At 62.8% G+C, this 23771-nt stretch carries 17 protein-coding genes; 6 read left to right on the top strand and 11 right to left on the bottom strand.

The window, feature by feature from the left end; translation table 11 throughout:
* Positions 1–28 precede the first annotated feature (28 nt).
* The gene (locus NB311A_RS10650) at positions 29–2245 is read right to left on the bottom strand and encodes a primosomal protein N' (protein ID WP_009798546.1); all 2217 of its coding nucleotides are present in this window, start codon (positions 2243–2245) and stop codon (positions 29–31) included.
* Positions 2246–2383: 138 nt separating this feature from the next.
* Between NB311A_RS10650 and NB311A_RS10645 the strand changes: the two genes are divergently transcribed.
* Positions 2384–3349 carry a tyrosine recombinase XerC gene (locus NB311A_RS10645; RefSeq protein ID WP_040674903.1) on the top strand — a complete coding sequence of 322 codons (966 nt, stop codon included), beginning with the start codon at positions 2384–2386 and terminating at the stop codon, positions 3347–3349.
* Between the two features lie 239 nt (positions 3350–3588).
* Here the strand turns inward: NB311A_RS10645 and lpdA are convergent, their stop codons facing one another.
* The 10 genes from lpdA to NB311A_RS10595 all read right to left on the bottom strand — a co-directional run bounded on the left by lpdA (position 3589) and on the right by NB311A_RS10595 (position 15989).
* Positions 3589–4992 (bottom strand): dihydrolipoyl dehydrogenase, encoded by a 1404-nt coding sequence (gene lpdA / locus NB311A_RS10640; protein WP_009798543.1) that lies wholly within the window; start codon positions 4990–4992, stop codon positions 3589–3591.
* A 10-nt stretch (positions 4993–5002) separates the two neighbouring features.
* Positions 5003–5503: a hypothetical protein gene (locus NB311A_RS10635; RefSeq protein ID WP_009798542.1), complete on the bottom strand. Its 501-nt coding sequence runs from the start codon at positions 5501–5503 to the stop codon at positions 5003–5005.
* A 122-nt stretch (positions 5504–5625) separates the two neighbouring features.
* Positions 5626–6912, bottom strand: coding sequence for a 2-oxoglutarate dehydrogenase complex dihydrolipoyllysine-residue succinyltransferase (gene odhB / locus NB311A_RS10630; RefSeq protein ID WP_009798541.1), 1287 nt, complete (start codon positions 6910–6912; stop codon positions 5626–5628).
* A gap of 109 nt (positions 6913–7021) precedes the next feature.
* On the bottom strand, positions 7022–9979 hold the full coding sequence (locus tag NB311A_RS10625) for a 2-oxoglutarate dehydrogenase E1 component (RefSeq protein ID WP_009798540.1): 2958 nt from the start codon (positions 9977–9979) through the stop codon (positions 7022–7024).
* Positions 9980–10111: 132 nt separating this feature from the next.
* The gene (sucD, locus tag NB311A_RS10620) at positions 10112–10996 is read right to left on the bottom strand and encodes a succinate--CoA ligase subunit alpha (RefSeq protein WP_009798539.1); all 885 of its coding nucleotides are present in this window, start codon (positions 10994–10996) and stop codon (positions 10112–10114) included.
* Positions 10996–12195 (bottom strand): ADP-forming succinate--CoA ligase subunit beta, encoded by a 1200-nt coding sequence (gene sucC, locus NB311A_RS10615; RefSeq protein ID WP_009798538.1) that lies wholly within the window; start codon positions 12193–12195, stop codon positions 10996–10998. The genes sucD and sucC overlap by 1 nt, the downstream gene beginning before the upstream one ends.
* 147 nt (positions 12196–12342) lie before the next feature.
* Positions 12343–13311, bottom strand: a complete 969-nt coding sequence (gene mdh, locus NB311A_RS10610; protein ID WP_009798537.1) for a malate dehydrogenase — start codon at positions 13309–13311, stop codon at positions 12343–12345.
* A 104-nt stretch (positions 13312–13415) separates the two neighbouring features.
* Complete coding sequence (gene zapE / locus NB311A_RS10605) at positions 13416–14600, bottom strand: cell division protein ZapE (RefSeq protein ID WP_009798536.1); 1185 nt, start codon at positions 14598–14600, stop codon at positions 13416–13418.
* A gap of 72 nt (positions 14601–14672) precedes the next feature.
* Entirely contained in the window at positions 14673–15209 is a 537-nt protein-coding gene (thpR, locus tag NB311A_RS10600) for an RNA 2',3'-cyclic phosphodiesterase (RefSeq protein WP_009798535.1), read from the bottom strand.
* Between the two features lie 138 nt (positions 15210–15347).
* Positions 15348–15989: an arylesterase gene (locus NB311A_RS10595; RefSeq protein ID WP_366006677.1), complete on the bottom strand. Its 642-nt coding sequence runs from the start codon at positions 15987–15989 to the stop codon at positions 15348–15350.
* 187 nt (positions 15990–16176) lie between these two features.
* Here NB311A_RS10595 and NB311A_RS10590 point away from each other — a divergent pair, with 187 nt between their 5' ends.
* From NB311A_RS10590 to NB311A_RS10570, 5 genes are all read left to right on the top strand, one after another.
* Positions 16177–16899 (top strand): ABC transporter ATP-binding protein, encoded by a 723-nt coding sequence (locus NB311A_RS10590; RefSeq protein WP_009798533.1) that lies wholly within the window; start codon positions 16177–16179, stop codon positions 16897–16899.
* 82 nt (positions 16900–16981) lie between these two features.
* Positions 16982–19537: an ABC transporter permease gene (locus tag NB311A_RS10585; RefSeq protein ID WP_009798532.1), complete on the top strand. Its 2556-nt coding sequence runs from the start codon at positions 16982–16984 to the stop codon at positions 19535–19537.
* 308 nt (positions 19538–19845) lie between these two features.
* On the top strand, positions 19846–20637 hold the full coding sequence (locus tag NB311A_RS10580) for a Bax inhibitor-1/YccA family protein (RefSeq protein WP_009798531.1): 792 nt from the start codon (positions 19846–19848) through the stop codon (positions 20635–20637).
* Between the two features lie 165 nt (positions 20638–20802).
* Positions 20803–21849, top strand: coding sequence for a ligase-associated DNA damage response exonuclease (locus tag NB311A_RS10575; protein ID WP_009798530.1), 1047 nt, complete (start codon positions 20803–20805; stop codon positions 21847–21849).
* Positions 21846–23597 (top strand): cisplatin damage response ATP-dependent DNA ligase, encoded by a 1752-nt coding sequence (locus NB311A_RS10570; protein WP_009798529.1) that lies wholly within the window; start codon positions 21846–21848, stop codon positions 23595–23597. Before NB311A_RS10575 ends, NB311A_RS10570 begins: the two co-directional genes overlap by 4 nt.
* The last annotated feature ends 174 nt before the right edge of the window (positions 23598–23771 follow it).

The following is a 23771-nucleotide window of genomic DNA, read 5'->3' as shown; positions in this document are numbered from 1 at the left end:
GCCGCGGCCGGCAGCGGAATTATGAGCGCTACAGAAAGCTCTGCGGATCAACATCCACTTCGAGCTTGAGGTTGCCTCGCGTCTTCGGCGCGGACGCGAGCCAGTCGCGCAAATAGCCGGACAGGTCCACGCCGCGCGCCGACTTCACCAGCAGGCGGAATCGATAGCGTCCCCTGATCAGGGCCAGCGGCGCTTCCGCCGGCCCGAGCACCTGAATGCGTTCGTCGATCGGCGCGATCGCGGCGAGCCGGCGTGCGAAGCTCTCCGCGCTCGGACGGTCACCCGCGGAGATGATCAGGCTGGCCAGCCGGCCGAACGGCGGGTAGCCGGTCCGCTCCCGCGCCGCGATTTCGCTGGCATAGAACGCCTCGCGGTCGCTCGCGACCAGCGCCTTCATCACGGGATGTTCGGGCTGGTGGGTTTGCAGATAGCCGATGCCGTGGCCCGTCTCGCGGCCGGTGCGGCCGATCACCTGATTGAGCAGTTGGAAGGTTCGCTCCGCGGCGCGCGGATCGCCGTTGCCGAGGCCGAGGTCGGCGTCGATCACTCCGACGAGGTTCAGGCGCGGGAAATGGTGCCCCTTCGCCACCAGTTGCGTGCCGATGATGATGTCGACGCGGCCCTCGGCGATGTCGTTCAGCTCCGAGCGCATGGTCTCGATCGAGGTGATCAGGTCGCTCGACAGCACCATGGTCCGCGCGTCGGGGAATAGCGCGGCGGCCTCTTCCTGCAACCGTTCGACGCCGGGGCCGACCGCGACCAGCGATTGTTCGGCCGCGCAATGCGGGCATTGATGCGGGCGCGGCATCGAGAAGCCGCAGTGATGGCATACCAGCCGTTCCCGGAAGCGGTGATCCACCAGCCAGGCATCGCAGATGGCGCAGGCGAAGCGGTGGCCGCAGCCGCGGCACAGGGTCAGCGGCGCGTAGCCGCGGCGATTGAGAAACAGCAGCGCCTGCTCGCGCCGCTCGATGGCGGCGAGGATTTCGCCGGCGAGACGCGGAGAAATGAATCGTCCGCGTGACGGTCCCTCGCGCCGCAGATCGATCAGCTCGATCCGCGGTAAATGCTGACCGCCGAACCGCGACGTCAGCGCGATGCGCTGGTAGCGGCCCTTGCGCGCATTGACCTCACTCTCAACCGATGGCGTGGCCGAGGCCAGCACGATCGGAATCTTCGCGACATGCGCGCGAACCACGGCCATATCGCGTGCGTGATAGCGCACGCCCTCGTCCTGCTTGTAGGCTTGATCGTGCTCCTCGTCGACGATGATCAGTCCGAGGCCGGCATAGGGAAGGAACAGCGCCGAGCGCGCGCCGACCACGACCTGCGCCTCGCCCGCCGCGATCGCGGCCCAGTTGCGTGCGCGATTGCGCGGCGTCAATTCGGAGTGCCACTCCAGCGGGCGCTCGCCGAAGCGGGCTGCGAAACGGTCGCGGAACTGCCCGGTCAGCGCGATCTCGGGCATCAGGATCAACACCTGCTTGCCGCGGCGGACGGTTTCGGCGACCGCTTCGAAATAGACTTCGGTCTTGCCGGAGCCGGTGACGCCATCGAGCAGCGCGACGTGGAAGGTGCCGTTCGACGCCAGCGCGCGCATGGCGTCAACGGCCGCACGCTGCGATCGGGAGAAATCGGGCACGGCGAAATCCGGGTCCGGCGGCGGGGGCGGCGGTGAACGCGGCATCGGCTCGGTTGCCAGTGTGCCCTCGTCGACGAGGCCGTCGACGACGCCGGTGCTGACGCCTGCTTCCTTGGCCGCATCCGATTTTGCACGCAGCAGCCCGTCCGACAGGACCGCCAGCAGCCGCCGTCGCGCCGGGGTCATGCGCCGGGGCGGCTCGCCGCTCAACCGTACGCCTGGCCGCGCCCGCTCCGGCCCGAGGTGCTCACCCATCCGCAGGCTCATGCGCATCACCATGCCGCGCGGCGACAGCGTGTAGTTGGCGACCCAGTCGATCAGCGTGCGCAGCTCGTCCCTGAGCGGAGGGACATCGAGCTTGCCGGAGATGTCCTTCAGGCGGTTGTGCAGGCGCGGATCGGGCGCGGGGTTCTCGGCCCAGACCACGGCGACCACCTCGCGAGGTCCGAGCGGCACCGTCACCACGTCGCCGGGCCGCACCTCCATGCCGTCCGGCACGCGATAGGAATAGGCGTGATCGATCGCAACGGGAACCTGCACGTCGACGATGCGCGTCGTCGATGACGATGCCGGGAACGTGCCATGGCGCGAAGAACGGTCCATCCGGAGAATCGGTCTCTGTCGGGAGTGGCGGCCAGCTTAGGAGGACACGGCGCCATAGGCCAGCCAACCGGAAGATTAGCGAAGGATAAACCAGGACGGCGCGATATAATCGCCGGACTCAACATGCAGGGTGCGATGATGGCGAAACTCGCAGAGCCGCTTCCCGATCCCGCCTGCGCGGCGTCGGACGTCGGGCAGCAGATCGCGCGATGGCTGACGCATCTGCGGGCCGAGCGGCGGCTGTCGGCAAAGACGCTGGAAGCCTATGCGCGCGATGTCAGGCAATGCCTGATGTTTCTCGGCCAGCACTGGGGCGAGCTGGTGACGCTGGAGCGTTTCGCCGCGCTTGAACCAGGCGATATCCGAGCCTTCATGGCCGCGCGGCGCGCGGAGGACATCGGCGGCCGGTCGTTGATGCGTTCGCTGGCGGGGCTGCGCTCGTTCGCGCGATTCCTGGAACGGGAAGGACTCGGCAAGGTCGGCGCGCTCGGCGCGATCCGCGCGCCGAAGGTTGGCAAGAGCCTGCCGAAGCCGATCCAGATGAGCGCGGCGAAACGATTTGCCGACGCGTCGGAGCGCGCGGGCGAGGATCGGGAGCCATGGATCTGGGCGCGCGACGCCGCGGTGATGGCGCTGTTGTACGGATCCGGCTTGCGGATTTCCGAAGCGCTCGGGCTGAAGCGCCGCGACGTGCCGCTGCCCGGCGCGGGCGACGTTCTGGTTGTCACCGGGAAGGGCAACAAGACGCGGATGGTGCCGGTGCTGCATAACGTGCTGGCTCTTATTCATGAATATGTGGCGATGTGCCCGCATTCGCTGTCGCCGGACGGACCGATCTTTGTCGGAGCGCGCGGCGGCCCGCTCAGGGCCCGCATCATCCAGCTTGTGATGGCGCGGATGCGCGGCGCGCTCGGCCTGCCCGACAGCGCGACGCCCCATGCGTTGCGCCATTCATTCGCCACGCACCTCTTGAGCCGCGGCGGCGACTTGCGCGCGATCCAGGAACTGCTCGGCCACGCGTCGCTCTCGACCACGCAGATCTACACCGGCATCGACAGCGAGCGGCTCTTGGAAGTCTACAGGACGGCGCATCCTCGCGCCTGACCATAGCGTTTTCGAGCGAGTGGAATCCGGTTCGCGTGAAGAAAACGCGTCAAAACATAAAGATAGAGACTTCCACCGTTTCCATGAAGCGGTGAAAGTCGCTAGAGTCTGTTTCAATTGCGTTGAATCGGACTCGTCGCTTATCTTTTTGTTTGAGCATGATCTTTTCCGAAAACCGGTTTCCACTTTTCAGGATCATGCTCTAAGGATCGCGACAAACTAACTTGGCCTCGCGGTCCTCACATGTGAATGGCGCGTTTTCCAACCGCGAGGGCGGCTTCCTTGATGGCTTCCGATCGTGTCGGATGCGCATGGCAGGTTCGGGCGAGGTCTTCCGCCGAGCCGCCGAACTCCATCAGCACGCAAGCCTCCTGGATCATCTCGCCGGCTTCGCGGCCGATGATGTGAACACCGAGCACGCGGTCGGTTTTCGCGTCCGCAAGAATTTTCACAAAACCGTCGGTGGTCTGATTGACCTTGGAACGGCCATTGGCCGTGAACGGAAACTTGCCGACGGCATAGGCGGTACCGGCCTGCTTCAGCTCCTCCTCGGTCCTGCCGACTGACGACACCTCGGGCGTTGTGTAGATCACGCTGGGGATCACGTCGTAGCTCACATGGCCGGCTTGTCCCGCGAGAATCTCCGCACAGGCCACGCCCTCATCCTCAGCCTTGTGGGCGAGCATCGGCCCTCGGACGACATCGCCGATGGCGTAAATGCCCTTGACGCTGGTCGCGAAATGCTTGTCGATCTCCACGCGGCCGCGATTATCAAGCGCGACGCCGGCTTCCTTGAGGCCGAGGTCCCGGGTGTAGGGCGCGCGGCCGATCGCAACCAGCACCACGTCGGCTTCGATGGTTTCGCCCGCGCCGCCCGCTGCGGGCTCAACCTGCGCCGACAGCGTCTCGCCTGATGTATCGACGCCGGTGACCTTGGCTCCGAGTTTAAATGCAAAGCCCTGCTTTTCGAGAATGCGCTGGAATTGCCTGGCGATCTCGCCGTCCATGCCGGGCAGGATGCGGTCGAGAAATTCCACGACCGTCACCTGCGCGCCGAGGCGGCGCCACACCGAGCCGAGTTCGAGTCCGATCACGCCGGCTCCGATGATCAGAAGTTTTCCCGGTACTTTGTCGAGAGACAATGCGCCGGTCGATGACACGATGCGCTTCTCGTCGATCGCAACGCCTTTGAGCTTCGCGACATCGGAGCCGGTTGCGATCACGATGTTTTTCGCTTCAACCGTCTGTTTCCCGCCGTCGGCGGTCGTCACCTCGATCCTGCCGGCTGCGAGGATGCGGCCAGTGCCGCTGATGACATTGATCTTGTTCTTCTTCATCAGGTACTCGACGCCCTTGACGTTGCCGTCGATGCCCTGCTGCTTGAAGCCCATCATCGCCGGCAAATCGAGCTTCGGCGCACTGACGCCGATGCCCATTTTTGCGAATGAATGTCCGGCTTCCTGAAACATCTCGGAGGCGTGCAGCAGCGCCTTCGACGGCATGCAGCCGACATTGAGGCAGGTGCCGCCAAGCGTCGGGTTCTTCTCGACCACGGCGACTTTCATGCCGAGCTGCGCCGCGCGAATGGCGCAGACGTAGCCGCCGGGGCCGGTGCCGATAACGATGAGATCGTAAGTCGCCATGAATGCCTGCTCAACCCGTCTGGTCCGGCCCGGGAATCAGTTTTGCACGCTGCTCGAAGAGCAACCCTCCGATGAGCCGGTTGAGCTCGTCGGGGTCGGCTCCGTCCTTGATCAACTTTCGCCTCAAAGCGTGGGCGTTGTCGAGGTTGCCAAGCTTTTTCTCGATGATCGATTGATGCTTTTCGTCAGCGCTTGCCTTCTCCTGATCGGCCCTTGCCCGTCGCCTATGGTTGTCGTGGTAGAACAACGTTCGTGACAGAACCCAGTCCGCGGATTTTTTCGAGATGTTCTTGAAGTCTCCCAGAACATCCAGCGGATTCTCATAGCTAACGCTTTTGATTTCCCCGCCATACTCGGAGAGGTACATCCCTGCGGCGGATGGACCGTGCTCGAAGCTCAAACAAGCCAGATACACCAACTCCAAAATGACGGCATTCAACTCCAGATCGATGGCGGTTAAATGACCAAGCTCGGCGGTTCTGATATTGGACTTCAGCAGGATTTGCGTCATGTGGTTGCCTTATAGCGTTTTCGAGCGAAGTGGGAGACCTGTTCGCGTGAGGAAAACGCGTCAAACAAAATCATAGAGCCTCGCTTCTGATTCAATCAGAAGCGAACATGCTCGAGCTTGAATTACAGATCCAGCACCAGCCGCGCCGGATCTTCGAGCGACTCCTTGACGCGCACGAGAAAGGTGACGGCCTCCTTGCCGTCGATGACGCGGTGATCGTAGGAGAGCGCGAGATACATCATGGGCCGGATTTCCACCTTGCCGTCGATCGCCACCGGCCGCTCCTGAATCTTGTGCATCCCAAGGATGCCGGCCTGCGGCGCGTTCAGGATCGGCGTCGACATCAGCGAGCCGTAGATGCCGCCATTGGTGATGGTGAAGGTTCCGCCCTGCATCTCCTCGATCTTGAGCCGGCCGTCGCGGGCGCGGCGGCCGTAATCGGCGATGCTCTTCTCGATCTCGGCGATCGATTTGTGATCGCAGTCGCGCACCACGGGCACCACCAGTCCCTTGTCGGTACCGACGGCGATTCCGATGTGATAGTAATTCTTGTAGATCAGATCGCCGCCGTCGATTTCAGCGTTGACGGCCGGAATGTCCTTCAGCGCCTGCACGATGGCCTTGGTGAAGAAGCCCATGAATCCGAGCTTCACACCATGTTTCTTCTCGAATGCATCCTTGTAGTGCGAACGCAGCGTCATGACGCCGGTCATGTCGACCTCGTTGAAGGTCGTCAGTATCGCGGCGGTGTTCTGCACCTCCTTGAGGCGGCGCGCGATGGTCTGGCGCAGCCGCGTCATCTTCACGCGCTCCTCCCGCGAGGCGTCGTCCTGAGGAGAGGGCGCGCGAACCTGCATGGCGGCCGCCGGCTGGTGGACCGGGGTCGGAGCGGAGGCTGCCTCTTCGATCGCGGCCAGCATATCACTCTTGGTGACGCGGCCGTCCTTGCCGGAGCCCGGAACGGTCGAGGCATCGATGCCGCTCTCGGCGGAGAGTTTACGCACCGAGGGGGCGAGCGGTGCATCGGTCGGCGCCGCGGCTTCCGGTCTGGGCCGCGGTTCCTCCGGGCCTGCGTTGATCGGCTTCGTGGTGTCCGACTTAAGGTCCGGGCGTCCGGTCGCGCTTTCGGGAGCGATGCCTTGCGCTTTAACCGCCGCCGGTTTCGCCGATGCGCCGCCTTCGGTGATCTGTCCAAGCAGCGCGCCGACGGCAACCGTTTCGCCCTCCTTGGCGACGAGCTCGGCGAGCGTGCCGGCGGAGGGCGCAGGCACTTCGATAGTCACCTTGTCGGTTTCGAGTTCGACGAGCGGCTCGTCGACGGACACGGCGTCGCCGGGCTTCTTGAACCATTTTCCGATAGTGGCCTCGGTTACCGATTCGCCGAGCGTCGGAACGCGTATCTCGGTCATGGTCCTCTTCCTTTCGTCATGGCCGACTTGTCCTGAAGACGGCGGCATGGATGCCCGAAGATATCCGCAGCAAGGAGCCTCGCGTTTCAGTCCGACATGAGTGTTGGTGTCAGTCCAGCGCCTCGTCGATGAGCGCCTTGAGCTGAGCAAGATGCTTCGACATCAACCCCGTCGCGGTGGCTGCGGCCGCGGCGCGGCCGGCATAACGCGGACGCTTGTTGGATGAGCCGATCTGGTTGAGAATCCATTCGAGGTAGGGCTCGATGAAGTGCCATGCACCCATATTGCGCGGTTCTTCCTGGCACCAGACGATCTCGGCGTTCCTGAAGCTGCCGAGGACGTGCACCAGCGCCTTCAGCGGAACGGGATACAATTGTTCGATCCGCATCAGGTATACATCATTGATGTCGCGCTTCTCGCGTTCCTCGTAGAGATCATAGTAGACCTTGCCGGAGCATAGCACCACGCGGCGAATTTCATCGTCGTTCACCAGCCTGATCTTCTGTTCCGGCTGCATCGCCGCGTCGTCGTAGAGGATACGGTGGAATGCGGTGTCGGCGCCGAGTTCGTCGAGGCGCGATACCGCCCGCTTGTGACGCAGCAGCGACTTCGGCGTCATCATGATCAGAGGCTTGCGGATCTGGCGCTTCAATTGACGGCGCAGCGCATGAAAATGATTGGCCGGAGTCGTGATGTTGACGACCTGCAGATTGTCTTCCGCGCACATTTGCAGGAAGCGCTCCAGCCGCGCGGAGGAATGCTCCGGTCCCTGGCCCTCATAGCCGTGGGGCAGCATGCAGACGAGACCTGACATGCGCAGCCACTTGCGTTCACCGGAGGAGATGAACTGGTCGAACACCACCTGCGCGCCGTTGGCGAAGTCGCCGAACTGCGCTTCCCACATTGTCAGCGTGTTGGGCTCCGCGAGCGAATAGCCGTACTCGAAACCGAGCACGGCTTCTTCCGACAGCAGCGAGTTGATGACCTCGTAGCGACCCTGGTCCGCGCCGAGATGGTTGAACGGCGTGTAACGACTCTCGTCTTCCTGATCGAACAGCACGGAATGTCGCTGCGAGAAGGTGCCGCGCTCGCTGTCCTGGCCGGACAGGCGGACGTTGTGGTGCTCCAGCATCAGCGTGCAGAAGGCCAGCGCCTCGGCCGTCGCCCAATCGAGCCCGGCGCCGCTCTCGATCGTTTTGGCGCGGTTATCGAGAAAACGCTGCACCGTGCGATGCACCCGGAAGCCGTCCGGCGCCCGCGTGATGCTGCGGCCGATCTCCTTCAGAGTCTCGGTGTTCACGCCGGTGACGCCACGGCGCGGCTCCTCGTTCTGATCGGCGAGTTTGAAGCCGGCCCACTTGCCGTCGAGCCAGTCGGCCTTGTTCGGCTTGTAGCCGGCGCCGGCCTCGAACTCGGCGTCCAGCCGCGCGCGCCAGTCGGCTTTCAGTTTTTCGATCTCGCCCTCGGTTATGACGCCCTCGGCGGCCAACCGCCTGGCGTAGAGTTCGAGCGTCGAGGGGTGCGTTGCGATCTTCTTGTACATCGTCGGATTGGTGAATGACGGCTCGTCGCCTTCGTTGTGACCGTGGCGGCGATAGCAGAACATGTCGATCACGACCGGCTTGTGGAATTTCTGCCGGAATTCGACGGCGACCTTGGCGGCGAACACCACGGCTTCCGGATCGTCGCCATTGACGTGGAAGATGGGTGCGTCGATCATCTTCGCGACGTCGGACGGATAGGGCGATGAGCGGGAGTAGCGCGGATAGGTGGTGAAGCCTATCTGGTTGTTGACGATGAAGTGGATCGAGCCCCCGGTGCGGTACCCCTTCAGGTCCGACAAGGCGAAACATTCCGCCACCACGCCCTGTCCCGCGAAGGCGGCGTCGCCGTGCATCAACAGCGGCAGCACGGAATCGCGCTGCTCGGGCGGATCGCCGTGCTGATCCTGCTTGGCGCGCACCTTGCCGAGTACTACCGGATCCACGATTTCGAGGTGTGAGGGATTGGCGGTCAGCGACAGGTGGATCCGATTGTTGTCGAACTCGCGGTCGCTCGACGCGCCGAGATGATACTTGACGTCGCCGGAGCCCTCGACCGCGTCCGGATTCACCGAACCGCCCTTGAACTCATGGAACAGCGCACGATGAGGCTTGCCCATCACCTGCGTCAGCACGTTCAGCCGCCCGCGGTGCGGCATGCCGATCACGATTTCCTTTACGCCGAGGTTGCCGCCGCGCTTGATGATCTGCTCAAGCGCGGGGATCAGCGACTCGCCGCCGTCGAGGCCGAAGCGCTTGGTCCCGGTGAATTTGACATCGCAGAACTTCTCGAAACCTTCAGCCTCGATGAGCTTGGTCAGGATGGCGCGCCGGCCTTCCGGCGTGAAGCTGATCTCCTTGTCCGGCCCTTCGATGCGCTCTTGAATCCAGCCCTTCTGCGCGGCGTTTGAAATGTGCATGAACTCGACGCCGAGCGTCTGGCAGTAAGTGCGCCGGCAGATCGCCACGATCTCGCGCAGCGTGCCGTATTCGAGCCCGAGCACGTGATCGAGGAAGATCTTGCGATCCATGTCGGCCTCGGTGAAGCCGTAGGCGCGGGGATCGAGTTCTTCATGATCGCGCGTAGGCTCGAGACCGAGCGGGTCGAGTTTGGCATGAAAGTGCCCGCGCATGCGGTACGCGCGGATCAGCATCAGCGCGCGAACCGAGTCGCGCGTCGCCTGATTGACGTCGACGCCGGCGAGCGCCGAAGCTTTCGCTTCCGTCCTCTCCCGCGTCCTGGCGTGCATGATCTTTTCGGGCTGAGTCCAGTTGCCGTCGAGCGCTGAGGTGAGGTCGTCCCGGGGCGCCAACGGCCAGTTGGTCCTCTCCCAGGATGGGCCTTCCGCGTTCTTTTCGACGTCCCGCGGAGAGTCCTTCAGGCTTTTGAAGAATTCCTGCCACTCGGCGTCGACCGAACCGGGATCCTTCTGATAGCGGGCGTAAAGTCCGTCGATGTAGCTGGCATTCGCGCCCTGCAAGAACGAGGAAAGGGCAAATGCGGTATTCGCGTCCTGGCGAGACATATCGCGTCCTGACGTTTTCGGTCATGCGCGTGACAGACAGCGCACGCGCTTTCCCCCCGGCGAGATCAGAGCGAATTCAAACGTTACCTTATTTGGGGAGAAACTTCCCGCCGAAAAGAACCAAGAGATGAATCAGGACTTCAATTTTTCGACAAGAGTTTTTCCCAATCGTGCGGGGGACGGGGAAACCACGATTCCGGCCGCTTCCATGGCCGCAGTCTTGGATACGGCATCGCCCTTTCCACCGGAAATGATCGCGCCCGCATGTCCCATGCGGCGGCCTGGAGGCGCTGTGACCCCGGCAATGAAGCCGACCACGGGCTTCTTGCGGCCGCGTTTGGCCTCGTCGATCAGGAACTGGGCGGCGTCTTCCTCGGCCGAACCGCCGATCTCGCCGATCATGACGATCGCGCTGGTCTTGGGGTCGGCCAGAAACATTTCCAGCACGTCGATGAACTCCGTGCCCTTGACCGGGTCGCCGCCGATGCCGACCGCCGTGGTCTGACCGAGGCCCTCCTGACTGGTCTGGAACACCGCCTCATAGGTCAGCGTGCCTGAGCGGGAGACGATGCCGACATTGCCGGTTTTGAAGATGTTCGCCGGCATGATGCCGATCTTGCATTCGCCCGCGGTCACGACGCCCGGGCAATTCGGCCCGATCAGCCGCGACTTCGAACCCGACAGCGAGCGCTTGACCCGCACCATGTCCAGCACCGGAATGCCCTCCGTGATACAGACGATCAGCGGGATTTCGGCGTCGATCGCCTCGCATATCGCATCTGCGGCGCCTGCCGGCGGCACATAGACTACGCTGGCGTCGGCGCCGGTCGCCTCGCGGGCTTCGCGGACGGTGTCGAACACCGGCAGGTCGAGATGGGTCTGTCCGCCTTTGCCCGGGGAGGTGCCGCCGACCATCTTGGTGCCGTAGGCGATGGCGGCCTCGGAATGGAACGTGCCGTTCTTGCCGGTGAAGCCCTGGCAGATGACCCTGGTGTTCTTGTCGATCAGGATGGACATCACGCGACCCCCTTCACGGCCTTGACGATCTTTTGTGCCGCGTCGTCGAGATCGTCGGCGGGCAGCACGTTGAGGCCCGACTCGCGGATAATCTTCTTGCCGGCGTCGACATTGGTGCCTTCGAGGCGAACCACCAGCGGCACATTCAGCCCCACCTGTTTCACCGCGGCGACGACGCCGTCGGCGATGACGTCGCACTTCATGATGCCGCCGAAGATATTGATCAGGATGCCCTTCACATTCGGATCGGCGGTGATGATCTTGAAGGCGGCGGCGACCTTGTCCTTGGTGGCGCCGCCGCCGACGTCGAGGAAGTTCGCAGGGCTCATGCCGTAGAGCTTGATGATGTCCATGGTCGCCATGGCAAGGCCGGCGCCGTTGACCATGCAGCCGATCTGGCCGTCGAGCGCGACGTAACTCAGATCATACCTCGACGCCTTGATTTCCTTGGCGTCTTCCTCGCTCTCGTCGCGTAGCGCCACGACCTCGGAGTGGCGGTACAGCGCGTTGCTGTCGAACGATATCTTGGCGTCGAGCACGCGCAGTTCGCCTTGCTTCGTGACCACCAGCGGATTGATTTCCAGCATCGCCATGTCCTTGGCGATGAAGGCGTTATAAAGCTGCGCCACCAGCTTCTCCGCCTGCTTGCCGAGATCGCCGCGCAATCCCAGCGCCTTGGCGGCGGTGCGGCCGTGATGGCCCATCACCCCCGTGACGGGATCGACCGAGAAGGTCACGATCTTCTCAGGCGTTTTGTGGGCGACTTCCTCAATATTCATTCCGCCTTCGGTCGAGACGACGAACGAAATCCTCGATGTCTCGCGATCGACCAGCGCCGAGAGATAGAACTCCTTGTCGATGTCAGAGCCTTCCTCGATGTAGAGGCGGTTGACCTGCTTGCCGGCCGGGCCGGTCTGCGCCGTAACCAGCGTCGCGCCAAGCATCTGGCCGGCAAACTGCTTCACCTCGTCGATCGATCTGGCAAGGCGGACGCCGCCCTTGTCGCCGGCGGCGGATTCCTTGAATGTGCCCTTGCCGCGGCCGCCCGCATGGATCTGGCTTTTCACCACCCAGACCGGACCGCCCAGCGTGTGCGCCGCTGCCTCGGCCTCCGATGCTTTGAGCGCCGGCACCCCGCGCGAGACCGGCACGCCGAACTCGCGCAGCAACGCCTTGGCCTGATATTCGTGGATGTTCATCTGGATGGTCTCCGACCCGCGGCAGGACAGTTCTGGCAAGGGCCACTTCGAGTTCACTATTTTTCGCCGGCCAAGATATGCCCGCCGCGATGGCCTTGCCGGCGGCGCATGCGTATCCCCTCGGCACCGTACTGATGGCCGTGCCGATCAGCCGTCAAGCAGATCGGGCGCGATCTTCTTGCAGGCGTCGACGAGCCCTTGAACCGCAGCGACCGATCTGTCGAAGGCTGCCCGATCCTTGCCGGTCAATTCAATCTCGACAATGCGTTCCACGCCCTTGGCGCCGATCACCACGGGTACTCCGACATACATGTCGTTCACGTCGAACTCGCCGTTGAGATAGGCGGCGCAAGGCAGCACACGTTTCTTGTCGCGCAGGAAGCTCTCCGCCATTGCGATCGCGGAGGTGGCCGGCGCATAGAACGCCGAGCCGGTCTTGAGCAGATTGACGATCTCGGCGCCGCCGTTGCGGGTGCGCTCCACGATTTCATCGATGCGGGCCTGCGAGGTCCAGCCCATTTTGACAAGGTCCGGCAGCGGAATGCCCGCCACGGTTGAATACTTTACCAGCGGCACCATGCTGTCGCCGTGACCGCCAAGCACGAAGGCCGTTACGTCTTCCACCGAGACGTTGAATTCGTCTGCGAGAAAATAGCGGAAACGTGAGGAGTCCAGCACGCCGGCCATGCCGACTACCTTTTTCGGCGGCAGGCCGGAGGCTTTCTGCAGCGCCCAAACCATGGCGTCGAGCGGATTGGTGATGCAGATGACGAAGGCGTCGGGCGCGTATTTCCTGATGCCGGCGCCGACCTGCTCCATCACCTTGAGATTGATCCCCAGCAGATCGTCGCGACTCATGCCCGGCTTGCGCGGAACACCGGCAGTGACGATGCAGACGCTGGCCCCCTCAAGCGCTTCATACGAATTGGCGCCCGCCAGTCTGGCGTCGAACCCTTCCACCGGGGAGGACTGGGCGATATCGAGCGATTTGCCTTGCGGAATGCCTTCCGCGATATCGAACATCACGACGTCGCCGAGTTGTTTCAGTCCGATGAGATGAGCGAGCGTCCCTCCGATCTGGCCAGAGCCGATCAGTGCGATCTTGTCGCGCGCCATGGGAATCTATCCTTTGATGGCAAAACATGCAGGACGAGAAAATCTCGATACGATCGTGGTTAGACCTTTCGTCCCGCCCGTTCAAGTCGTCGCAACGTGCAACGTCAAGTCTCGACCAGTCCGGCGCTGGAGCTGCTGGCTGCGGAATCGCTGCGGCCGTGAGCCTTGGCCAGATAGGATTCCGCGTTCATCTCGATCAGGCGCGAGGAGGTGCGCTTGAATTCATTCGCCTCGAAGCCCTCGCTGGTACGATAGAGCGAAAGCGGATCGGCATCGCTCGAGGCCATCAGTTTCACGCCGTTGTCATACAGCGCGTCGATCAGGGCGATGAACCGCTTGGCGGCGTCGCGGTCGGCATGGTCCATCACCGGGATGCGGTCGATCATAATGGTATGATAATCCCGCGCAAGACGGAGGTAGTCGGAAGCAGCAAGCGGCTGCTCGCACAGGGTTGCAAAGGAAAAGCGCGCGACGCCGTGGGCCGAGCATGGCACGTGCAGCAGGCGGCCTTTGATCGCGATGTCGCGCGGCTTGCAGGGCGCGCCGCCGGTCATGAGCGTCCACGCCCTGTCGAGCGCCTCCTCGGCCTCGGCGTCGGCGGGTGTTAACCACATCTTGACGCTGGCGAGCTTCTCCATGCGGAAATCCGTGCGGGCGTCGAGACGCAGCACGTCCATGCGTTCCTCGATCTGCGCAAGGAATGGCAGGAACAGCACGCGGTTGAGGCCGCCTTCATAGAGGTTGTCAGGAGGCACGTTCGATGTCGCCACCACGACGGTGCCGAGTTCAAACAGCCGCGCGAACAGGCGGCCGAGGATCATGGCGTCGGCGATATCGGTGACATGAAATTCGTCGAAGCACAAAAGCCACGCTTGCTCGAATATCGATGTCGCGGTGAGCTGAACGACGTCGGCGTCGGCTATCTCACCGCGCGCGATGCTCTGGCGAAAGGCAAAGATGCGTTCATGGACGTCTGCCATGAACTCATGGAAATGGACCCGGCGTTTGTGGGCGATCTGGCTCTCCTGGAAGAATAGATCCATCAGCATGGTTTTGCCGCGCCCGACGTCACCATGGATATAAAGTCCCTTCGGCGGAGGTTCGTCATCGGAATGGAAGAGCTTGTCGAGGAAGCCTGACCTGCCCGCGGGCTTGTAGGTCATGAGCCGTTCGTCCAGCGCGGCAAGCGCTTCCACCGCCCGCGCCTGCGCGGCGTCCGCCTCGATCGCGCCAGAGGCGACGAGGGCCTGATAGTGATTCCGGAACGATGTGGAAGACGCCGAAAACATCGGTCAGTTACGACTCCTGGGCGGCGGGAACGCAAGGCGTGAATTTGGTTGAAAAGTCTTGCGAATCAGCGATTACGCGTTGAGCTCGTAGGCGTCCTCGATGACGTAAGGGCCCCCGCCGACCGAGGCGCGTGAGGAGAACAACACGAATCGCTCGGCGGTGAATACCGTGGTTGGGAAGTAACCCCGAATCGACAGATAGTTCGCGACGTCCTGGTTCGATGCATCGCGCAAGCGCGCCAGCGTGACGTGGGGCGTGAACTTGCGTCCTTCGGCACCCAGCCCGCACCGCTGCATCAGCCGTTCAAGCTCGGCCTGCAATTCGACCAGGGGCGCGCTCGGTTCCACCGAGGCGACCACGGCGCGCGGCTTCTTGCCGCCAAAACTCGACAGCCCCCGCAGTGTCACCTCGAAAGGCTTGCGATTGACCCGCAGCAGCACCGATGCGACCTCGTTCGCGGCCGCGCCGTCGATATCGCCGATGAAGCGGAGGGTGAGGTGATAGTTCTCCGGATCGATCCAGCGGGCGCCTGGCAAGCCGCCGCGCAGACCGGACAGCGTGTGGCAAATCTCGGGCGGTATTTCCAGTCCCGTGAACAAACGCGGCATCGCAATCCTCGACGCTTGGCTTTGGTCCCGCCGCTATCGCAGCCGGGACAATCGTCTGTCGGCTTGGCGACGATTACGGCTGCCGTTCTATCGCAGTTTCATGACGGTGCAAGCCGTGGCCTGGATGCGCATGCCTTTTCAAGTTTTCCCCGCGGGAAGTGTGTCGAGAAAGGCTTCAACCGTGGGCAGAATATTCCTGACGATCATTGTCACGCCAGCCGTCGTGGGATGCATTCCGTCCGCCTGATTGAGTTCGGCATTCGCCGCAACGCCTTCCAGGAAGAATGGATATAAGGGTACGTCATATTTCTTCGCGAGATCGGGAAAGATTGCGTTGAATTGAGCGGCGTATTCGTCGCCGTAATTCGGCGGCGCGACCATGCCGCATAGCAGGACCGCGACATTGCGCGCCTTCAGGCGTTTGAGGATTTCGTCCAGCGCGGCGCTCGTCACCTTGGGATCAATGCCGCGCAGCGCATCGTTTGCGCCCAGTTCCAGGATGACGCCTTGCGTGCCGGCCGGAACGGACCAGTCCAGCCGGTCAAGACCGCCGGACGCGGTGTCGCCGGAGACGCCGGCATTGTTGATCGTGATGTTCATCCCCTTGTCTTTTAACGTCTTTTCCAGTTGAGCGGGAAATGCGTCGGCGGCGGGAAGTCCGAGGCCGGCGCTTAAGGAATCGCCGAGCACCACGATCCTGACGGGGGCGTCGGACGCCCGGACCGGTCCTGCGATAACCAGGCCAGCGCCAACCAGCAGGCACGCAAACCTGCGCGTCAACCTCTCGATCGCTGAAAAAGAAATGCCATATGAGCCAGCAAGGCGGCTCGGAAGGTCTCCGTCATTTTGCTTCAGGCGCTCTCGAGACTTTCTGAACCCAAGCATCCTGGAATAAGTTTCCAGTGTCCTTCTGAATCCGAAGTTCGCTCGGAGCGGTGCGGCAGGATAGGCGAACATAGGATCAGGCATGGACAATCTCATCGAACGCTCGTCTCCAGCCGGTTATTCCGAAATCCCGGATGCCATCGCCATTTCCAATGTCAATCTTACGCTTGGCAGCGGCGCTGCGCGCGTTCATATCCTGAAAGACATCAGTCTCCGCATTGCCCGAGCCGAAGCGATCGGTTTGATCGGTCCGTCCGGGTCGGGAAAATCCACCCTTCTCATGGTCATGGCGGGACTGGAGCGTCCCGACAGTGGAGAGGTGGTGGTCGATGGCGCCCATTTCAACGCTCTCGACGAAGACGGTCTGGCGCGATTTCGCGGTCGTCATGTCGGCATTGTGTTCCAGTCCTTTCATCTGATCCCGACCATGACGGCGTTGGAGAATGTCGCCGTGCCACTCGAACTCGCAGGCGCGCCAGACGCGTCGGCGCGTGCAGCGAGCGAGTTGAATGCTGTAGGTCTCGGCGCGCGGCTGCATCATTATCCGGCGCAGCTATCTGGCGGCGAGCAGCAGCGCGTGGCGCTGGCGCGGGCGTTCGCGCCAGATCCGGCGATACTTGTCGCCGACGAGCCGACCGGCAACCTGGATGAGGCGACCGGCCAGCAGATCGTCGATCTCCTGTTCGCCAAGCACGCGGAACGCGGCATGACACTGGTGCTGGTGACCCACGATACCGCGCTGGCGCAACGTTGCGACCGCGTTGTGAAACTACGCTCGGGGCGCATCGACGGGGCAGGTCGATGACTTGTCATCCGCCATTCCCGAGGTGCGGTAAGCCAAAACACCGTCATCGGTGCGCCCCATCCGTCTTCATGGCCTTTCGCGCATGACGACAAACAGGACCAGCAGGCTGCTCCTTCCATTGCGGTTGGCGTTGCGCGAACTGCGCAGCGGGCTGCGCGGCTTCTATGTTTTTATCGCCTGCATCGCGCTCGGCGTCATGACGATTGCCGGCGTCGGCTCCTTGGCCTCCAGTCTGTCGGACGGGTTGGCGCGCGAGGGCCGCACGCTGCTCGGCGGTGATGTTTCGTTTTCATTGATTCAGCGCGAAGCCAAGCCGGATGAGATCGCCTTCCTGCGTGCGCGAGGAACGGTCTCGGTGGCGGCGACGCTGCGTGCGATGGCGCGCGCGCCGGACGGCAGGCTGGCGCTGGTCGAACTGAAGGCGGTCGATCAGGCCTATCCCCTGCTCGGCGGGCTGGCGCTGGATCCTGACATTCGGATGTCCGATCTGTTCGCCGAACAAGACGGAATATTCGGCGCGGCCGCCGACCCGGCTCTTCTGGCGCGACTGGATCTTAAGATCGGCGATCGCCTCACCATCGGCGGCGCCAGATTCGAGATCCGCAGCGTGGTTGATGCCGAGCCGGACAAGCTGGCAGGCGGACTTGGGCTCGGGCCGCGCTTCCTGGTCAGCATTGATGGCCTGCGCGCCACGGCATTGCTGCAGCCCGGCAGTCTGGTGCGCTGGATTTACCGAGTTCGGCTTGCGGGCAATGGTGCGGATGATCGGACGGCGACTGCGCTGGTCGATGCCGCGCGAACGGCGCTGCCGGAGGCGGGCTGGGACATCCGCAGCCGCACCAATGCCTCGCCGCAACTTGAGCGGACCATCTTGCGGTTTACGCAGTACCTGACCCTGGTCGGGCTCGCCGCCTTGCTGGTGGGGGGCGTCGGCGTCGGCAATGCCGTCAAGAGTCATATCGACCGGCGACGCGACACCATTGCAACGTTCAAGGCGGTGGGCGCGACCGGGCGCGACGTATTTGCGATTTATCTGGTGCAAGTGATGGTACTGGCCGCGCTCGGTTCAATCGCCGGCCTGATCGTCGGAGCTGCGCTGCCTTTCATCATTATCGGCGCCTTCGGCCATCTGCTGCCGCTTTCGGTCGTTCCGACGCTGCATCCCGATGAACTGGCGTTGTCTGCCGTATATGGCCTGTTGACGGCGCTGGCATTCGGCATATGGCCGCTGGCACGAGTTCATGACATTCCGGTCTCGGCCTTGTTTCGTGACACCGTTGCTCACGAAGTTCTTCGGCCGCAAACCCGCTACCTTGTCTTGATGATGCTCCTGATCGCAACCTTGGCCGGGATCGCCATTGGTCTTGCCTACGACAAGCGCGTGGCTCTGGTGTTCGTGGCGGCGTCGGCGATTGTGTTCGGATTGTTGCGCGGCATCGCCTCCGCCCTGATGGCGCTGGCGCGGCGGCTACCGCGATCCCGGATCACCATGGTGAGGCTTGCGATTTCAAACATCCATCGTCCGGGAACGCTGACGCCGTCCGTGGTGCTTTCGCTCGGCCTCGGTCTTGCCGTCCTGGTTACGATCACCCAGATCGACGGCAATCTGCGGCGGCAGTTCTTGGCGGCGCTGCCGGAGCGCGCCCCCTCCTTGTACTTCATTGACATTCCCTCGTCGGTATCGGACCGGTTCGACGAGTTTCTCAGGCGGCTGACCCCGCACGCGGTCGTGGAGGACGTGCCGATGCTGCGCGGGCGCATCGTCGCGGCGCGCGGCGTCAAGGCCGAAGACCTGAAACCTTCCCGCGACGCCCAATGGGTGCTGCAAAGCGATCGCGGCCTGACCTACACCGGCGAGGTGCCGAAGGGATCGAAGGTGGTCGAGGGCGAGTGGTGGGGACCAGACTATGCCGGGCCGCCGCTGGTGTCGTTTGAGAAGAAGCTTGCCGACGGGCTCGGGCTCAAGATCGGCGACGCCGTCGTCGTGAATGTGCTCGGCCGCGAGATCACGGCCACCATCAGCAACATGCGTAGCGTCGACTGGCAGAGCCTCGGCATCAACTTCGTATTGGTGTTCTCGCCCAATGCTTTTCGCGGCGCGCCGCACACTCATATCGCAACTCTGACCGGAATGCATGGCAGCTTTGCGGAGGACGCATCGATCATCAAGGCTGTCGCCGACGCCTTCCCGATGGTGACGAGCGTGCGCGTGCGAGAGGCCCTCGAAACCATCGGGACGGTCGTCACCAATCTGGTGCTGGCGATCCGTTGCGCCAGCGCCGTCACGCTGATCTCGGCGGTTCTCGTCCTTGGCGGTGCGCTGGCTGCCGGCCATCGGCACCGCGTCTATGACGCGGTGATTCTGAAAACCCTCGGCGCCACCAGGTTGCGGCTGCTTGGCGCCTATACGCTGGAGTATTTCATGATCGGAGCGGCCACCGCGATGTTCGGCATGGCGGCTGGTTCGCTTGCCGCGTGGCTGATCGTGACGCGGTTGATGACACTTGGTTTCGAATGGCAGGCCGGCAGCGCGGCTATTGTGGTGGGCGCCGCGCTGATCGTCACCGTGGCGCTGGGATTGATCGGCACGCTGATGGCGCTCAACCGGAAGCCGGCCACAATACTGAGGAATTTATGACAATATGTAGCAGGTCTCATGGCGTTCTCCTCCCGCCATGGCCGAAAGCAGGCGGTCAGGGGCTCTCTTGCGAGTCGGACGCTTTTGGCGCATTCGGTCTTCCGCGGATGAGCTGATTCCCTATCCTGAGGGCGACATTCAGCCGCGCGGAAGCTTGCGCCGGTTGTGCTAGTTTCCCACATACAGCTTGGGTCGGATGACATGCCCTGATGACCAAAAATTAATATAGCGGGCTGACCTATCCGAGACAGAATTCGAACTGGCGCGTAAATTCTTTGCGGCGCCAGACCAACCACGGGAATTCGACCATGCCGGACTTAGACCGTAATTATGCCTCTCCGTTTGGCCGGACCGCCGGGCGCGTTGATACCGCGGCCGTCGACGCCGGTCTGCGGTCCTATATGCTCAAGATCTACAATTACATGTCGATCGGTCTCGCCATTACCGGCCTGGCTGCGCTCGGCGTCTACATGGCGGCCGTCACCGGCGATCCATCGGGCGCAGCTGCCCAGATCGGTAACGCTTATCTGACGCCGTTCGGCTACGCGCTGTTTGTGAGCCCGTTGAAGTGGGTCTTCATCCTCGCGCCGCTGGCGATGGTCTTCGTCATCTCCTTTGGCATCAACCGGCTCAAGCCTGCGACCGCGCAGATGTTGTTCTGGGCGTTCTCGGCGTTGATGGGTCTGTCGCTGTCCTCGATCTTTCTGGTGTATACCCACACATCGATCGTGCGGGTGTTCTTCATCACCGCGGCCTCGTTCGGCGCGCTGAGCCTGTTCGGTTATACCACCAAGCGTGACATGAGCGGCATGGGCTCATTCCTGATCATGGGTCTGTTCGGCGTCATCATCGCGAGTCTGGTGAACCTCTTCATCGCAAGCTCTGCGCTGCAGTTCGTGGTGTCGGTCGTTGGCGTGCTGGTGTTCGCGGGTCTGACAGCCTACGACACCCAGCGGCTGAAGAACGACTACATTTACGGTTACGCCTCGCAGGGCGGCGAAATCGCCGAACGCGCGGCGATCACCGGCGCACTGTCGCTCTATCTGAACTTCATCAACCTGTTCACGCTGCTGCTGCAGTTGCTCGGGCAGCGGGAGTAGGCAGGGCTTTGAAAACCGGTCTGCCGGCTTTCGGATGGTCCTGCTAGAATGAACAGATGATTTAGGACGTGAAGCCCCGGGTTTTAGCCGGGGCTTTTTGTTATGCCGGGAGTACCCGTCAGGCGCTGGACTCGAACGATATCCGCGTCCGCCTATATACCCCTCATGCGCCCGCATGACATCCTGATGCTTGATGCCGCCGGATTGTTCTGCAAGCCTGGCGGCTTTCATATCGATCCGGTGCGGCCTGTGAACCGCGCGATCGTCACCCACGGTCATTCCGATCACGCCCGGCCTGGCCATGGGGCGGTGCTGGCGACGCCGGAAACGCTTGACATCATGCGGCTGCGCTACGGGAACGATTTCGCGGGCTCGGTGCAGGCGATCTCCTATGGGCAAGAGATCAAGCTGGGCGATGTCTCGATCGTGCTCCATCCCGCGGGGCATGTGCTGGGTTCGGCGCAGATCGCTGTCACGCATGGCGGGGTTCGCATCGTTGCATCGGGCGATTACAAGGACGTTTGCGATCCGACCTGCGCCCCATTTGAGGTGGTTCCTTGTGATGTCTTCATCACCGAGGCCACGTTCGGATTGCCGGTGTTCCTTCATGGCGATCCGGCTTCGGAAGTAGGCAAGCTGCTGGCCTCGGTCGCGCTGTTTCCGGAGCGAGCGCATCTGGTGGGTGCTTACTCGCTCGGCAAGACGCAGCGTGTGATCGCGCTGCTCCGCGAGGCCGGTTACGACGCGCCGATCTATCTGCACGGCGCGATGGACAAGGTGACCCGATATTATCAGAGCCGCGGCATCGCGCTTGGTGATCTGAGGCCGGTCAGGGGAATGAAGAAAGCCGATCTTGCCGGCGCCGTCACATTGGCGCCGCCCTCGGCCACGACCGATCTCTGGACGCGGCGATTTCCCGATCCGGTGAGAGCCTTCGCCTCGGGCTGGATGCGCGTGCGCGCGCGGGCGCGCCAGCGCGGCATCGAACTGCCGCTGGTCATCTCGGATCATGCCGACTGGACTGGATTGACCCGCATCATCGCCGCGACAGGAGCGGGCGAGATCTGGGTGACCCACGGTCAGGAGGATGCGCTGGTGCGCTGGTGCATGACCAAAGGTCTCGTCGCGCGCCCGCTGGCGCTGGTCGGCTATGGCGATGAAGACGGCGAGGGGGATACGGTTGGTTTCTCCGGCGGAGAGTCAAACTCGTGAATCGCTTCGCCGAACTTCTCGACCGCCTCGCCTACGAGCCCGGCCGCAACAACAAGCTGCGGCTGATCACCGCATACTTTCGCGACACGCCGGATCCGGATCGAGGCTACGCACTGGCCGCGCTCACCGGCGCATTGTCGTTCAAACACGCCAAGGCGGGGCTGGTCCGCGATCTGATCGCCGCGCGCGTCGATCCGGTGTTGTTCGCGCTGTCCTATGATTATGTCGGCGATCTCTCTGAAACGGCGGCACTGATGTGGCCGACGTCATCACTTGCCGAAGGGGCAATGGACGACCACCACGACAGTTCTCCACCCCCGACTCTCACAAACGTCGTCACGACGCTTCGCACGCTCGGCAAAGCCGAACTGCCGGCGCAACTTGCACGCTGGCTTGACGAACTGGACGAGACCGGGCGCTGGGCGCTGTTGAAACTCGTCACCGGCGCCATGCGGATCGGCATCTCCGCCAGACTCGCCAAGACCGCAGCCGCCGCGCTTGGTGGCAAAGACGTTCACGATGTCGAATTGATCTGGCCCGGTCTCGCGCCGCCTTACCTCGATCTGTTCGCATGGCTTGAGGGCCGCGGCGAAAGACCGGTCAATCGCATCCCCGCGCCGTTTCGGCCGGTGATGCTGGCGCATGCGATCGATGATGCCGATTTTGCGCGTCTGGATGCCGCCGATTTCATCGCCGAGTGGAAATGGGACGGCATCCGGGTGCAGGCGGTGAGCGGCTGCGATGAGCATGGCAATATCGCGACACGGCTCTATTCGCGCACGGGCGAGGACATCACCCACAGTTTCCCCGATTTGCTCCCCTCGTTGCGGCGCGAGGGCTCTTCTGAAGGGAGGCTCAATGACTCGCGGAAGCCTTTTGGCGCTTTTCGGCAGCAAACTTTCGCTATCGATGGCGAGTTGCTGGTGGTGCGCGATGGACGGGTGCAATCGTTCAACGTCCTGCAACAGCGGCTGAACCGCAAGGCGGTGACGTCCAGGCTGATGAAGGAGTTTCCTATTCACCTGCGCGCCTACGACCTGCTCGAAGATGGCGACAACGATCTGCGCGAGTTGCCGTTCGAGGATCGGCGGCGGCGGCTTGTTGATTTCATCGCCGCGCTTGACGACCCGCGCATCGACCTTTCGCCGCGGGTGGCTTTCGCGACCTGGGGCGAATTGGCGGCAGCCCGGGCCGACCCGGCCGCCGCCGGCGCGGGGGCAGATGCCGATGCCATCGAAGGCATCATGTTGAAACGTTGTGACGCGTCCTATCTGCCGGGGCGTCCAAAAGGTCTTTGGTGGAAGTGGAAGCGCGATCCGCGTATCATCGACGCCGTCCTGATGTATGCGCAGCGCGGACACGGCAGGCGCTCGTCCTATTACTCCGATTACACCTTTGGGGTCTGGACCGCGGGGGAGGAGGGCGAACAGCTGGTGCCCGTCGGCAAGGCTTATTTCGGCTTTACCGATGAGGAATTGGTCCGGATCGACCGGTTCGTCCGCCGCAACACCACCGAGAGTTTCGGCCCGGTGCGCCATGTCCTGCATGAGCCCGATCGGGGACTGGTGCTCGAAATCGCCTTTGAGGGCTTGCAGCGTTCGGCCCGGCATAAATCAGGAGTGGCGATGCGCTTTCCGCGGATCAACCGGCTGCGTTGGGACAAGCCGCCGCGCGAGGCGGATCGGTTGGAAACGCTGGAACGGATGCTGACCTCTGAAGCCGCCAAATCAACCGGCGCTGGCGCATGATCCCGAAAAGTGGAAGCTGGTTTCCGGCTAAGATTGTGCGCGATCAAAAAGTTAAGGCTGGAGCATGATCCCGAAAAGTGGAAACCGGTTTTCGGATAAGATCATGCGCGATCAAAAAGTTAAGGTTAGAGTCTTGTTCAACGCGGTTGAACCCGACTCTAACGGCCATTGATG

Source organism: Nitrobacter sp. Nb-311A (assembly GCF_000152905.1).
Taxonomy (GTDB): Bacteria; Pseudomonadota; Alphaproteobacteria; order Rhizobiales; family Xanthobacteraceae; genus Nitrobacter.
Note: the sequence above shows the minus strand (reverse complement) of the source record. Positions and strands in the feature narration are given on the sequence as shown.

What these genes read in the sequence shown, in the direction of transcription:
- NB311A_RS10625 (WP_009798540.1), bottom strand. Translation starts at nt 9,979, where the DNA reads ATGTCTCGCCAGGACGCGAATACCGCATTTGCCCTTTCCTCGTTCTTG.
- lpdA (WP_009798543.1), bottom strand. Translation starts at nt 4,992, where the DNA reads ATGGCGACTTACGATCTCATCGTTATCGGCACCGGCCCCGGCGGCTAC.
- NB311A_RS10575 (WP_009798530.1), top strand. Translation starts at nt 20,803, where the DNA reads ATGCGCCCGCATGACATCCTGATGCTTGATGCCGCCGGATTGTTCTGC.
- thpR (WP_009798535.1), bottom strand. Translation starts at nt 15,209, where the DNA reads ATGCCGCGTTTGTTCACGGGACTGGAAATACCGCCCGAGATTTGCCAC.
- NB311A_RS10650 (WP_009798546.1), bottom strand. Translation starts at nt 2,245, where the DNA reads ATGGACCGTTCTTCGCGCCATGGCACGTTCCCGGCATCGTCATCGACG.
- mdh (WP_009798537.1), bottom strand. Translation starts at nt 13,311, where the DNA reads ATGGCGCGCGACAAGATCGCACTGATCGGCTCTGGCCAGATCGGAGGG.
- zapE (WP_009798536.1), bottom strand. Translation starts at nt 14,600, where the DNA reads ATGTTTTCGGCGTCTTCCACATCGTTCCGGAATCACTATCAGGCCCTC.
- NB311A_RS10580 (WP_009798531.1), top strand. Translation starts at nt 19,846, where the DNA reads ATGCCGGACTTAGACCGTAATTATGCCTCTCCGTTTGGCCGGACCGCC.
- sucC (WP_009798538.1), bottom strand. Translation starts at nt 12,195, where the DNA reads ATGAACATCCACGAATATCAGGCCAAGGCGTTGCTGCGCGAGTTCGGC.
- NB311A_RS10645 (WP_040674903.1), top strand. Translation starts at nt 2,384, where the DNA reads ATGGCGAAACTCGCAGAGCCGCTTCCCGATCCCGCCTGCGCGGCGTCG.
- NB311A_RS10585 (WP_009798532.1), top strand. Translation starts at nt 16,982, where the DNA reads ATGACGACAAACAGGACCAGCAGGCTGCTCCTTCCATTGCGGTTGGCG.
- sucD (WP_009798539.1), bottom strand. Translation starts at nt 10,996, where the DNA reads ATGTCCATCCTGATCGACAAGAACACCAGGGTCATCTGCCAGGGCTTC.
- NB311A_RS10635 (WP_009798542.1), bottom strand. Translation starts at nt 5,503, where the DNA reads ATGACGCAAATCCTGCTGAAGTCCAATATCAGAACCGCCGAGCTTGGT.
- odhB (WP_009798541.1), bottom strand. Translation starts at nt 6,912, where the DNA reads ATGACCGAGATACGCGTTCCGACGCTCGGCGAATCGGTAACCGAGGCC.
- NB311A_RS10590 (WP_009798533.1), top strand. Translation starts at nt 16,177, where the DNA reads ATGGACAATCTCATCGAACGCTCGTCTCCAGCCGGTTATTCCGAAATC.